Annotated in this window: 12 protein-coding genes; 7 read left to right on the top strand and 5 right to left on the bottom strand. The window is 66.7% G+C overall.

Annotated features, from left to right (window positions below; genetic code table 11):
• Positions 1–25 precede the first annotated feature (25 nt).
• Entirely contained in the window at positions 26–499 is a 474-nt protein-coding gene (locus R4P95_RS31440) for a YbaK/EbsC family protein (protein WP_159919008.1), read from the bottom strand.
• Between the two features lie 76 nt (positions 500–575).
• Positions 576–1,625 (bottom strand): hypothetical protein, encoded by a 1,050-nt coding sequence (locus R4P95_RS31445; protein ID WP_213574364.1) that lies wholly within the window; start codon positions 1,623–1,625, stop codon positions 576–578.
• Positions 1,626–1,748: 123 nt separating this feature from the next.
• Between R4P95_RS31445 and R4P95_RS31450 the strand changes: the two genes are divergently transcribed.
• The gene (locus tag R4P95_RS31450) at positions 1,749–2,327 is read left to right on the top strand and encodes a TetR/AcrR family transcriptional regulator (protein WP_213578363.1); all 579 of its coding nucleotides are present in this window, start codon (positions 1,749–1,751) and stop codon (positions 2,325–2,327) included.
• A 4-nt stretch (positions 2,328–2,331) separates the two neighbouring features.
• Here the strand turns inward: R4P95_RS31450 and R4P95_RS31455 are convergent, their stop codons facing one another.
• Complete coding sequence (locus R4P95_RS31455) at positions 2,332–3,399, bottom strand: alpha/beta fold hydrolase (protein ID WP_213574362.1); 1,068 nt, start codon at positions 3,397–3,399, stop codon at positions 2,332–2,334.
• A 120-nt stretch (positions 3,400–3,519) separates the two neighbouring features.
• Between R4P95_RS31455 and R4P95_RS31460 the strand changes: the two genes are divergently transcribed.
• Positions 3,520–4,350: a crotonase/enoyl-CoA hydratase family protein gene (locus tag R4P95_RS31460; RefSeq protein WP_213574360.1), complete on the top strand. Its 831-nt coding sequence runs from the start codon at positions 3,520–3,522 to the stop codon at positions 4,348–4,350.
• Positions 4,351–4,465: 115 nt separating this feature from the next.
• Positions 4,466–6,163, top strand: a complete 1,698-nt coding sequence (locus R4P95_RS31465) for an MDR family MFS transporter (protein WP_317747718.1) — start codon at positions 4,466–4,468, stop codon at positions 6,161–6,163.
• A 55-nt stretch (positions 6,164–6,218) separates the two neighbouring features.
• Here the strand turns inward: R4P95_RS31465 and R4P95_RS31470 are convergent, their stop codons facing one another.
• Positions 6,219–6,710, bottom strand: a complete 492-nt coding sequence (locus R4P95_RS31470; RefSeq protein WP_159919013.1) for an inorganic diphosphatase — start codon at positions 6,708–6,710, stop codon at positions 6,219–6,221.
• A gap of 135 nt (positions 6,711–6,845) precedes the next feature.
• Between R4P95_RS31470 and dacB the strand changes: the two genes are divergently transcribed.
• The 4 genes from dacB to hpt are packed head-to-tail and all read left to right on the top strand — an operon-like array spanning position 6,846 to position 10,822.
• Positions 6,846–8,231 (top strand): D-alanyl-D-alanine carboxypeptidase/D-alanyl-D-alanine-endopeptidase, encoded by a 1,386-nt coding sequence (gene dacB, locus R4P95_RS31475; protein WP_317747719.1) that lies wholly within the window; start codon positions 6,846–6,848, stop codon positions 8,229–8,231.
• Positions 8,231–9,277, top strand: a complete 1,047-nt coding sequence (locus tag R4P95_RS31480; RefSeq protein ID WP_213574354.1) for a zinc-dependent metalloprotease — start codon at positions 8,231–8,233, stop codon at positions 9,275–9,277. The genes dacB and R4P95_RS31480 overlap by 1 nt, the downstream gene beginning before the upstream one ends.
• An 8-nt stretch (positions 9,278–9,285) precedes the next feature.
• Positions 9,286–10,263 carry a tRNA lysidine(34) synthetase TilS gene (gene tilS / locus R4P95_RS31485; protein ID WP_213574352.1) on the top strand — a complete coding sequence of 326 codons (978 nt, stop codon included), beginning with the start codon at positions 9,286–9,288 and terminating at the stop codon, positions 10,261–10,263.
• 4 nt (positions 10,264–10,267) lie between these two features.
• Positions 10,268–10,822, top strand: coding sequence for a hypoxanthine phosphoribosyltransferase (gene hpt, locus R4P95_RS31490; protein ID WP_109326452.1), 555 nt, complete (start codon positions 10,268–10,270; stop codon positions 10,820–10,822).
• Positions 10,823–10,829: 7 nt separating this feature from the next.
• Here the strand turns inward: hpt and R4P95_RS31495 are convergent, their stop codons facing one another.
• A complete protein-coding gene (locus R4P95_RS31495; protein ID WP_213574350.1) occupies positions 10,830–12,971 on the bottom strand; it encodes a serine/threonine-protein kinase in 2,142 nt (713 codons plus the stop codon).
• Positions 12,972–12,979 lie beyond the last annotated feature (8 nt).

Here is a 12,979-nt window from a genome sequence, read left to right on the forward strand (position 1 = left end):
ATAGGCGGGTGGCCGATCGTGGGAATCAGTCGACGTCGATGGCGAGGCCCGCGGTGATGCGCACCAGCTCGGAGAAGGACGTGCGGAACACGGTGTCGGGGTGTCCGGCGGCGGCCCACAACTCCGAATGCTTGGCCAGTGCGTTGTCCACGTAGGTCGGCAGGTTCGTGGGGTGCCCGAGAGGGGCGATGCCGCCGATCGGCTGTCCGGTGGCGATCCGCACCATCTCGAGCGGTGCCCGCGTCAGGTTTCCCTGCAGTCGTTTGCCGGTGTTCGCGAGGTCGACCTCGTGTGCCCCCGACACCAGGAGGAGGATCGGGTCGTCGTCCAGAAGGAACACCAACGACTTGGTGATCGCCCCGATGTCCACACCCAAAGCCTTCGCTGCCTCGTCGGCGGTGTGAATGGATTCCGGCTGGGTGACGATGACCCCGTGGTGTCCTCGCGCGATCAGAGTTTCGGCGACATGCGCGGCGTGGGGGTGCAGGGGCGTCGGCATGAACCAAGAGTAGGGCCATAACTCCGGAACGACACGTGGACGCGTCGTCCGAGACGACATCGACACGGGGCGTGGTCTATTCCGGCCTGGAAACCCGGCGGGCGGTGAAGCCGAAGAGCAACGCAAGTCCGAGCAGGGCGTAGAGCGCCAGTGTCAGCGCAGGCGCCCCCGCACCCACATCGTCGAAGTAAACGATGCTGCGGACACCCTCCGTCCCCGCACCCGGGGTGATCCACCGCCCGATTGCCGCATAGAAGGTGGGGATGACGTTGGAACCGAACGCACCGCCCGCACTCGGGTTGCCGAGGATCACGAAGACGGCGATGGCGAGCGGCACGGCAAGGACTCCGATCGCCGCCCGCAGTCCCAACGTGAACACGGCTGTCCCGAAGACGACCCCGGTACCGAGGAGCCAGAGGGGAAACCAGTGCCCGGCGAAGGTGCCCAGCACGTGCGTGGTGATCAGTGCACCCAGAGCGCCGGAAATCACGGCGTATCCGAAGAGAACGCCGACGTGTGTCGCCGCCTGCCGCAGCGACGTAGGTGCTCCGATGAACAGCCCGATCGCTGCCGCAAGGAGATAGCCGCCGACCACCCAGCCGACCGACAGATAGAAGCCGGACAGTCCGCGATTGTCGTGGACACCCACCGGGATCTCGTCACGAACCGCGAACTGCCGTCCCTGCGCGTTGTCGACCTGTGTGAACACCGACTCGAGGGCGGAGGAGATAGAACTTCCACCGGCGCTCGCCGTGATCAGCGTGTCCGCACCGACTGGTTCGATCACGTAGGCGCCCTGAATCTCGCGGGCATGCAGGAGCCGCCGCGCCTGCGCCGTGTCGGACACGATGCGCGCGTCGAGCGGGCGTCCGTCGATCCCATTGAGCCGGTCGGCGACCTGCTGGTCGACTCCGGGCGGCAGTCCCGGGGCGGCCACGACCGCAATCTCGATACCGCGGGGAGTGGGCTGATGGAATGCGGCCACATAGCTGAGGATGAAACCGAGCTGCAGTACGAGAACACCGAGGACGAGTGCCACCATGACCTTCGGTGTGCCGTACCGGGACGCGGGGCCGTCCGGGTGTTGTGGCGAGAAAGGGGCGTGTTCGGTCTCGGTCGTGGTCATCAGTAATCCTCGTCCTTGTCGATACCTCGGGTATTCAATACCGTAGGTATCGTGCCCGAACATGGTCAACACGACAGTCGTCACACCGAATGGACGCCGGCGACGCGTCCCGGCCGTGATGTAGTGCGGCAACGACTGCTCGACGCGGCGGCGGACGAGTTCGCGGAACGAGGCTTCAACGCCGCGCGTCTCACCGAGGTTGCGCGGCGCGCGGGATTTACCAAGGGTGCCGTGTACTCGAACTTCGAGTCGAAACAGGACCTGTTCGCCGAACTCTTCGCCCAGCGTTCACTCGAACTCGCCGGCCGCGTCCTCGCCGAAATAGCGGGTCTGAATCCGTCGGCCGCAGTCGGGAAAGGCGGCGAGGCGATCGCTTCGTGGATGATGCGCGAGCCGGGGTGGTCGCTGCTGGTGCTCGAGTTCGGCGTACTCGCTGCCCGGGACCCACAGATCGCGCAGGCCTACCTTCGCGAACGACGACACCTACGGTCGCGGCTCGTCGAGCTGATCGGTGACCGTGCCCGCGAATGGGGAGTCGAAGACACCCTCGACGTGCGAACCACGGCCATTTCTCTGATGGCACTCATCTCGGGCCTGGTGCTCGAGCACTCGGTCGATCCCGAAGAGGTGGATCAGACGACGATGGGAGCGGCCGTCACAGCGCTGTTCGCTGGTGCTGTCGCAGGTGCCGGCCGGGCCTGACCCGTTATGCGATGCGGGCAACGGCGTCGTCGAGGAACGCGTCGATGTGCGCCCAGGTGGTCGTGCGTGCAGTCGGTCCGGCCACCAGGCCCAGGTGGCTGCCGGGAGCCGACTCGTACCGCGCCGACGGCGATCCCGTCAGCACGTCGGTAGCGGCCCGCACCGAGGCGACGGGGGCGATGACGTCCTCGGTGCCGCCGATCGCGAGCACGGGAACGCTGATGTCCGCCAGTGACACCGGCCCGTTCCGCGTCTCGAACTTCCCTGCGACGAGGGCGTTCCCGAGGATCAACTGCGTGCAGACCTGCTGGAAGAATCGTGCGGGGTAACCCGGCATATCTGCCATGAACCGGTCGATGGACTCCATGCGGGCGAGGGTCTCCGTGTCGTGCAGATTGCGCGCGATGAACCATGGCTTGGTGAGTTCCCGCTGCAGTGCGGTGAATCGATAACTCGCCTGGACGAGTGGCGCCGGAAGGCCGCCCATCATCCCGGTCACGGCGGTGAGCGGCCGGTCTCCGGTGAAACGGCCCACGGTCCGCAACGGCGCGATCATCGAGACGGCGCGGTAGTCGATCGGTGTTCCGATCGCGGTGACCGAACCGATGGGAAGGTCGCCGCGGCCAGCGGCTGTCAACAACGACAGGGTTCCGCCGAGGCTCCATCCGATCAGGTCGACGGGAGCTTCGTCGTGGAAATGGGACACCTGCGCGAGCGCGGTCGGGATGATGTCTTCGATCCAGTCCTCGAACCCGAGGCCGCGGTCGGCGTAGCCCATCGACCCGTAGTCCAGGAGGTACGTCGCCTTGCCGGAGTCGACGAGGTGCGCGGCCAGGCTCTGTCCCGGCCGGAGGTCGAAGCACTGCGCGGGTGCGGCCAACGGGGGGACGAGAAGCACCGGGCGGTCGTCGCTGATCGAGTTGCCGTCGAACCGGTAGAGGTCTCGATGGGGACCTTCCGAGATCAAGGTCGAGGGTGTGCGCTCCACCGGCGCGATACCACCACCGAAGGACAGTCGCCACGCGTTGCGGGTGAGCGTGTCGAGGGTGGGGGTCCAGGCGATGTCGAGCACGGGGGTCCTCTCGTGGTGATGCCGATCCGAGATCAGATAACTGTGACGACAACATACAGTTAGTTCGACTTCTCGCGGACACCGACCGTCGCGCCTCGGAGCGATGGTTACTCTTGAGTAATGACCGAATCGAAGACCTGGAATGCGTTCACCGTCGAGCGCAAGGACCGCGTCGCGCGGGTAACACTGATCGGACCCGGGAAGGGCAACGCGATGGGTCCCGATTTCTGGAGTGAACTCCCCGAAATCTTCGGTGAGCTTGACGTCGACCCGGAGGTGCGCGCCGTCGTCATCGCCGGTTCGGGCAATCACTTCTCCTTCGGCCTCGACCTACCGGCCATGAGCGGGAGCTTCGGAGCCGTCCTGGCGGACAAAGCCCAAGCCGGCCCGCGGACGGCCTTCCACGACATGATCAAGCGGATGCAGTCGGGCATCAACGCGGTGGCCGACTGCCGCAAGCCGGTTATCGCTGCAGTTCACGGCTGGTGCATCGGCGGCGGCGTCGATCTGATCTCGGCGGCCGACATCCGCTACGCCAGCGCCGACGCACGGTTCAGCATCCGCGAAGTGAAGGTCGCGATCGTCGCAGACATGGGTAGCTTCGCAAGGCTCCCCGCGATCATCGGCGACGGACACTTGCGCGAACTCGCACTCACCGGCAAGGACATCGATTCGGCGCGCGCCGAGAAGATCGGATTGATCAACGACGTGTACGAGGACGCTGACGCCGTGCTGGCGGCGGCGCACGCCACCGCCGCCGAAATCGCGGCGAACCCACCACTGGTGGTACACGGGATCAAGGACGTTCTCGACCACTCCCGCACGGCCGCGGTGAACGACAGCCTGCGTTACGTCGCCGCCTGGAACGCAGCCTTCCTCCCATCGCAGGACCTGACCGAGGCAATCACCGCCGTCTTCGAGAAGCGGGAGCCCGAATTCAGGGGCGAATAGCCCGTTCGCTGACACAGCCGCACCCTCCGGGGGTGCGGCTGTTGCGTTCACAGACACTTATCCGCAGGTAAAGCCCAGTTCATCAGTTGCCCGGAACCTCGCCGCGCTCGCATACTTGCGGACTACAAGTAAACGACAGCGCAGCGAGGAATCAGTGTCGAATTCGGTCGAAACGCCGGTGGCCTACACCCACCGGCAGATCTTGGCTGTACTCAGTGGGTTGATGCTCGGCATGTTCCTCGCCGCGCTCGACCAGACGATCGTGGCGACTGCGATCCGGACCATCGCCGACGACCTCGACGGGTATTCACTGCAGGCGTGGGCAACCACCGCGTACCTCGTCACCGCAACCCTGGCGACGCCGCTCTACGGCAAACTGTCCGACATCTACGGCCGCAAGCCGTTCTTCATGTTCGCGATCACGGTGTTCGTGATCGGCTCGGTCCTGTGCACATTCTCGACGTCGATGTACATGCTCGCCGCCTTCCGCGCGGTCCAGGGACTCGGCGCCGGCGGCCTGTTCTCGTTGGCGCTCACCATCATCGGCGACATCGTCTCCCCGCGTGAACGGGCCAAGTACCAGGGCTACTTCCTGGCCGTGTTCGGCACGTCCAGCGTCCTCGGACCGGTCCTCGGCGGGGTGTTCGCCGGTCAGGACGAGCTCCTCGGAATCGACGGTTGGCGTTGGGTTTTCCTCGTCAACGTGCCGGTGGGACTCGTCGCGCTCACCGTCGTCTCCCGGGTGCTGCACCTGCCGCGGCGACCGAGCGGAAGCCGGCGGATCGACTGGTGGGGTGCGATCGCTCTCGCGGTGGGTGTCGTGCCGTTGCTCGTGGTCGCCGAACAGGGGCGCAGTTGGGGATGGGACAGCTCGAAGTCGTTGGCGTGCTATGTCATCGGCGTCCTCGGCGTGCTGGCCTTCGTGCTCGTGGAGCTGGCGATGAAGGACGACGCACTTATCCCGATGCGCTTCTTCCGCAACAGCACGTTCGCGCTCGGCGTCGTGATCAGTTTAGTCGTGGGCGCCGTCATGTTCGGGGGCATCACCCTCCTACCTCAGTATCTGCAGGTGGTGAAAGGCTCGAGCCCCACCCTGGCCGGGTTCCAGATCCTGCCGATGGTCCTCGGACTCATGGCCGGATCGGTGGTCAGCGGTCAATTGATTTCGCGGACCGGCCGGTACCGGTACTTCCCGATTCTGGGTACCGCCCTGATCGTGGTCGGCGCGTTCCTACTGCACACGCTGGCCGCCGACACCCCGATGCCCGTGGTGATGGTGTTCATGCTGATTCTCGGACTCGGTCTCGGAAACCTGATGCAGCCGCTCACCCTCGCCATTCAGAACGCGCTGCCCCCACAGGACATGGGGGTGTCGACCGGAGCGGCCACGTTCTTCCGGCAGATCGGCGGCACCGCCGGCGTCGCGATCTTCCTGTCGATCCTCTTCTCCCGCCTCACCCCGGCCATCGGCGAGCGAGTGACCGCCGCAGCCGGCACACCCGACTTCCGTCGAGCCGTCGCGGCGGCCGCGCAGAGCAACGACCCTGCCGAGGCCGCCATGGGCCAGGGAATGCTCAGCCCCGACCACGCCGGCGTGAGCGGCGTCCTCACGGACAGTTCGGTGATCGGAAAACTCGACGACGTGCTGGCCCTGCCCTTCCGGGAGGGATTCGCCGACGCCATCGGATCCGTCTTCCTCAGCGTGTCGATGCTCGCCGTCGTCGCCTTCGTCCTCACCGTCCTGTGGAAGGAAGTACCGCTCCGCAGCGAGTCCGGACTTCAGGCAGCGGCGCGGGGAGAAGCGGAGGTGTGAGACGACAACGGCGCCCACCCCGCGGGGGATGGGCGCCGTGCGTTGGCCGGATCGGTCAGTGCCCGCCGTTGTCCTTCAGACGCTTGAACGACGCCTCGACCTCGGCCTTGGCCTCGGACAGCCCCACCCAGTCGGCGGCCTCGACGTGCTTGCCGGGCTCGAGGTCCTTGTAGTGGACGAAGAAGTGCTTGATGGCGTCCAGTTCGAACTGGGGAACGTCGCCGATGTCCTGAATGTGATCCCAGCGCGGGTCACCCGCGGGCACACACAGCACCTTGTCGTCGCCGCCGGCCTCGTCGACCATCTTGAACATGCCGACCGGACGCGCCTCGACGATCACGCCGGGGAACACCGACTCCGGAAGCAGCACAAGCGCGTCCAGCGGGTCGCCGTCCTCGCCGAGCGTGTTCTCGATGAAGCCGTAATCGGCCGGGTAGCCGAATGCCGTGTAGAGGTAACGGTCCAGCTTTACGCGACCGGTCTCGTGGTCGACCTCGTACTTGTTTCGCTGACCCTTGGGGATCTCGATGGTGACGTCGAACTCCACGCCGATTCCTCGCTGTCGTGTCGGTGATGATTCCGGGGAAGGATATCGGGTCGAGGATAAGGTTGGTGTGCTGACCACCCACGAGATGCAAGTGAAGAACACGGAGGCGCGTTGCCGGGCCAGGGAAAGAAGAAGATGGGCTCGTTAGCGGGACGTCACCGTCGGAACATGCGGATACTCCTCGCAGCGGTAGTCGTGGCAGTGCTCGCCGTGGCCGCCGTCCTCGTGATCGCCGTCAGCACGCAAGGCGCCTCGGCGAGCCGTGGTGAGCTGACGATCGCGCCGGTCCCTGCGCCGATCACCGCCGCGCCGCAGGTCAGGCCCGTTCCGGACGACGCGCCGTTGCCGACGCCGCAGGGAATCGCCGCGGCAGTCGGCCCGGCGTCCGCCGATCCGGCGCTCGGAAAGTTCAGCGGCACGGTGGCCGATGCCGTCACCGGTCAGGTGTTGTGGAGCGTCGCCCCGCAGACGCCGATGACGCCCGCCTCCACCACCAAGGTGCTCACGGCGGCGGCGGCGCTGCTGTCGTTGCCGTCCGATCACCGGGTGACCACCAAAGTTGTTCAGGGCGCGAAGCCCGGAGAAATCGTGCTCGTCGCAGGGGGTGACCCCACGATCACCGCGAAACCGGTGGGCGAGAACGGCTACTACCCCGGCGCGGCGCATCTATCCCAGTTGGTGGATCAGATCCGGGCGGCGGGCGTCGCCGCCACCGACATCGTGGTCGACACCGGCATCTATACGGGCGGGACCATGGCGCAGGGTTGGTTCCCGGCTGATGTCGGCGCCGGCTTCATCACTCCCACCGAACCGATCATGATCGACGGCGGGCGGGCAGATCCTCTGGTGGACGAGTCGCCGCGAACCACCACGCCGGCGCTGGACGCCGGGCGAGTACTGGCAAGCGCGCTCGGGGTGAGCCCGTCCGCGGTCACGACCGGTGTCGCGGCACCGGGTGCGGCCACCATCGCTTCCGTGGACTCTGCGCCGCTCCGTGACCGGTTGCGGCAAATGATGGAACACTCGGACAATGTGCTTGCCGAAGCGATCGGGCGGGAGGTTGCCATGAATGCCGGCGCAGACGCTTCGTTCACGGGAGCCGTCGCCACGATCGGCCAGAAGCTCTTCGAGGCCGGGTTCGACATGTCGGGCCTCACTCTGCACGACGCCAGCGGGTTATCCGTCGACAACCGCATCGCACCCCAACTGCTCGACCAGGTTCTGACCGCCGCCGCGGGAGACGGCACGCCCGCACTGCGGCCCATGCTCGACTACTTGCCCGTGGCCGGAGCGACGGGAAGTCTCTCGGACCGCTACGCGTCGGGCAACCGCACCGGTGCCGGGTGGGTGCGCGCGAAAACCGGCACGCTGTCCACGGCGAGCGCACTCGCCGGGTACGTCGTGGACCAGAACGGCCGGGTGCTGACCTTCGCGCTCATGTCCAACGACCGGCCCCCGGAGGTCAGTCGTCCCGCTCTCGACGCACTGGCGGCCGCTCTCCGCACCTGCGGGTGCCAGTGATGGCCACTGACAAGAATGCGTTCAGTGGAGTCGTCGACTGGAAACTCGCTGCCCGGACGGGTGTGAAGCTGGCGCGGAGCGGTCCGGCCACCTCGCGGTACACGGCCGAGACCGTGGTCGCGGAGTTGGCCGACGCGTCCATGCGCGCGGAACTGCCGGTTCGGGAAGTGACCGGGCTGGCCGACGGACTGCCCGTACCGACGGCCCAGATCCTCGACCGGGCGGGGTGGATCCATGCCGCCGCCCACTCGATGTCGCAGCTCACCGGCGGCGACTCCGCACCCGGACTCCTCCTGGGAAAGCCGGCGGGTATCCAGGCCGGTGCCATGCTCGCCTACCTGTCCTCGGCGATCCTCGGCCAGTACGACCCATTCACCGGGGACAACGGAACCCTTCTGCTGGTGGCACCGAACGTGGTGACCGTCGAGCGGGCACTGCGCGTGAACCCGAGCGACTTCCGGTTGTGGGTGTGCTTGCACGAGGTGACCCATCGGGTCCAGTTCTCGTCCTCGCCCTGGCTGACGCAGTACATGCAGGATGCGGTCGACACGCTCGGAACCTCCGACGACGAGTCGGTGGCCGATGTCGTCGGACGGCTGTCGGCCGCGGTGCGTGACCGCGGGCGCCCGGACCCGGATGCGTCCGGCGCCCCCGGTGGAATCGTCGGACTACTGCGCGCCACCCAGGCCGAACCGCAACGCGAGGCCCTCGACCGTCTTCTGGTTCTCGGCACCCTCCTCGAGGGTCACGCCGATCACGTGATGGACGCGGTCGGGCCGGCCGTGGTCCCGTCGGTGACCACGATCCGCGCTGCCTTCGACAACCGGCGTCGCCGCAAGAGCAACCCGGTGCAACGACTGATCCGGGCGCTGCTCGGGATGGACGCCAAGATGGCGCAATACGTCCGGGGCAAGGCGTTCGTCGACGCCGTCGTCGGCGAAGTCGGCATGGGCCGATTCAACGTGATCTGGACCGGCCCCGACACCCTGCCCCGGCTGGCCGAGATCGATCGCCCGGCCGACTGGGTGTCGCGGGTGCTGGGCTGAGACTCGCAGTGCTGCTTCCCGAGGAGCCGGCGATTCTGGAGGTGCGCCACGCGGTGCGACGCTGGCTCGCGCAACACAGTCCAGGCGGTGTGGTCGCGGTGGCGCTGTCCGGTGGTGCCGACTCATTGGCGCTGACGGCCGCAGCTGCGGCGGAAGCGCGCACGGTCCGCGCCCTCGTGGTCGATCACCGGCTGCAGACCGGTTCCGCCGACGTGGCACAGGAAGCAGCCGCCCGCGCCCGCGCACTCGGGTGTGTGTCCGCCGAGGTGCTGGCCGTCGACGTGACGGGTTCCGGCGGACTCGAGGCGGCCGCCCGGGACGCCCGCTACCGTGCTCTCGACTCGGCCCGTCGGAGCGATCCGGTGTTGCTCGGCCACACCCTGGACGATCAGGCCGAGACCGTGCTGCTGGGCCTGGCCAGGGGATCGGGCGGCAGATCCATCTGGGGAATGAGCGCCTACGACAGCCCGTGGGGACGCCCACTGCTCGGCGTCCGACGAGCCGTCACCCACCAGGCGTGCACCGAACTCGGACTCCTCCCGCACGAGGACCCGCACAACGCATCCCCGGACTTCACCAGGGTCCGGTTGCGCACGGAGGTACTGCCGCTGCTCGAGGACGTCCTCGGCGGCGGTGTCGCGGGCGCGCTCGCCCGCACCGGCGAGCAGTTGCGCGAAGAGGGCGCCGTCCTCGACTCGGTCGCGAACACGGTCGGTGCGCGTGCCGTGGTCGACGGAGAGCTCGACGTCGCAGTCCTGGCGGATGCCGCACCGCCGATACGCCGGCGAGTGTTGCGGACGTGGCTTCTTGCAGCGGGCGCGCGGGGGCTCGGCGACAAACAGTTACGGGCCGTCGACGACCTCGTCGTGCAGTGGCGTGGGCAGGGTCCGGTCGCAGTCGGCGGCGGGACACCGGACGCCAGGTTGGTGGTCTGCCGACGACGTGGCAGGCTGAACGTCGGATTGGACGACCGACGAAGGGTTTGACCGCGTGTACGAAGGCGACATCGCATCGGTACTGATCTCCGAAGACGAGATTCGTCGACGCACCGTCGAGCTGGCCGAGGAAATCGCGAAGCGATACCCGGAGGGAACCCCTGAAGGGGATCTACTTCTGGTCGGTGTCCTGAAGGGCGCCATCTTCTTCATGACCGACTTTGCGCGGGCTCTGCCCATCCCCACGCAGATGGAATTCATGGCCGTCAGCTCCTACGGATCGTCGACATCATCCTCGGGGGTCGTCCGCATCCTCAAGGATCTCGACAAGGACATCGCCGGTCGGCACGTGCTCATCGTCGAGGACATCATCGACTCCGGACTGACGCTGTCCTGGCTGATGCGTAACCTGTCGAGCCGCAATCCGGCATCGCTCGAGGTGGTCACGTTGCTCCGCAAGCCTGATGCCATCAAGGTCGACGTCAACGTCGCAAATGTCGGCTTCGACATCCCCAACGAGTTCGTGGTCGGATACGGACTCGATTACGCCGAGCGGTACCGCGACCTGCCTTATATCGGGACTCTCGAGCCTTCCGTCTACGGCGGTTGAGCACCCGCTAGCGCACGGACTCGTGGGACACGACGGGTTCGAGCGCCCGCAGGTCCTCCTCCAGTTGGCGGAACAGCCAGTAGACACCGACGAACGCGACGATCCCGCCGAGGCACAGAATGCGGACCGCGATGATCACCAGAGTGATCTCGTCGGGCGACAGGAAGGTCACGCCGGCCACACCGGCGAGCGGAACAGACGCGGCCACCGCGAGATACAGGGTGCTGCGCCGATCCAAGCCCCGAAGTTTCTGCGCATCGGCACTGCTGGCGATGTCCTGCGGTAGCAGGCTGGGATAGATGCAGCGCACCGCGAAGAAGGCGACGACGAAGAACGGGTACGCCACCGACACCGCGCCGCACACGATCAGTGACGCGATGAAGTGCACGTATGCGCCCGGCGGAACGCCCCCCGCCGCCAGCTGCAGCGAAATTGGATAGGCGACCCCGGCGACGAACCACAACCCGAACACGACCAACACGACGCGGTCGCCGAGCAGCAGGGTGTCGGTGCGCGCGCGGGTGAGAGTCTGCCGGTCGTACGTGCGCCCCTTGCGCAGTCCACGCGGCACCAGTAGCGGATGGCGGCACCAGTACAGCAGCAGGATCGCGCCCAGCGGAAACGCAATCGAGTTGATCACCAGCTGTATCTGCTCGAAGGATTGTTGCGCCTCCGGAGTGAGCGCACTGATGATCAGCATCTTGTTGTGGTGATAGTTGTAGATTCCGGCCAGCGCGTTCGGCGCCGCGATACCGACGACGAGGATCGGCAGGGCCCAGCGGCGCAACCGCATGCGCCAACTGTGTGGCGGCGGGTCGACGAGGTCGCGGGCACGCGGATTGAGGCAGAGGTCGAACTGCTTGGCCAGCTCCGCTCCGCTCGACCAGCGTCCTTCGGGCTTCGGCGACAGGCAGGTCAGCAACACGCGCCGCAACGATGCGGGGCAGTCGTAGGGCAGATGGTCGAGGAACTCGGGATCGATGGCGCGACTGCGGTGATCCAGCATCGCCTCGAGCCCGACCAGCGACTCACTCGACACGTCCTCGTCGGGGAAGGGGCGTCGCCCGCACATCAACTCCCACAGCATTACGCCCAGCGCGAAAATGTCGCTGCGGGTGTCCAGATCGGCCGCGGTGCCCGGCATGCCGCGATGACACGCTTCGAGCTGTTCGGGCGACATGTAGGCGAGGGAGCCACCGAAGTACGCCAGCGGTGACGCTCCCGAGACGGAGTCGCTGAAACTGATGTTGAAGTCGGCAAGCTTGGGCACACCCTCGGCGGTGAGCAGTATGTTGGCCGGTTTGATGTCGCGGTGCAGAACCCCGCGTTTGCCGGCGTAGTCGAGGGCGTCCGCCAGCCGCCTGCCAAGCCACGCGATCGTTTCCGGCCAGGTCAACGACGCTATCTCCGCCCGGACACTCGAATCGGTGGGCCGGATCTCACCCTTCTCCCGCATTTCCTCGTCCACGACCTCGAGCAGGAGGCTGCCGTTCCGCTCGCGTTCGGGTGTGACGCGGACGCGCCGCAGCACCCGCAGCAGCGTCCCACCCGGGAGGTACTGCATATAGAGCAGGCGGAGCTTGCGGTCCTCGAGTAGTCGCTGATCGAACACCCGCACGATGTAGTCGTGGTCGAGTTGCGCGAGAGTTTGCGGTTCGTTGCCGTGGTCGTGCGAGATCTTCACCGCAACGAGGCGTTGCATCGAACGCTGCCGGGCCAGAAACACCCGGCCGAACGCGCCGCTGCCCAAACCCATCAGCAGATCGAAGTCGTCGACCTGCTGGCCGACCTCGACATCGTCGAGGGTCTCACGGGTCGGCGGTCTGGTGATCAGGGTGTCCACGGGAACGGCGGTGACAGTGCGGCTACCCTCGCTCGGCCGCTCGGCGCCCAGTGTCGGAGCAGCAGCCGTTCGCTCACCGTCAATCGTCGGAGCAGCCGCCGTTCGCTCACCGCTCAGCTGTGCAGAAACGGTTCGCTCACCGCCGAGTTGTGCAGACATGGTTCGCTCACCGCTCACTGGCGACGGGCCGGCCGCGACCGTCGCTTCACTGCTCTCGTGGTCGGAGTTCTGGACTCCGACGGTCTCTTCGGCAGAGGTTGATTCAGCGGCTGATCGGTCTCTGCCCGACCCGTTTCCTCTGGTCATAGCGCTTC

Source organism: Rhodococcus sp. IEGM 27, assembly GCF_033142305.1.
GTDB lineage: Bacteria > Actinomycetota > Actinomycetes > Mycobacteriales > Mycobacteriaceae > Rhodococcus_F > Rhodococcus_F oxybenzonivorans.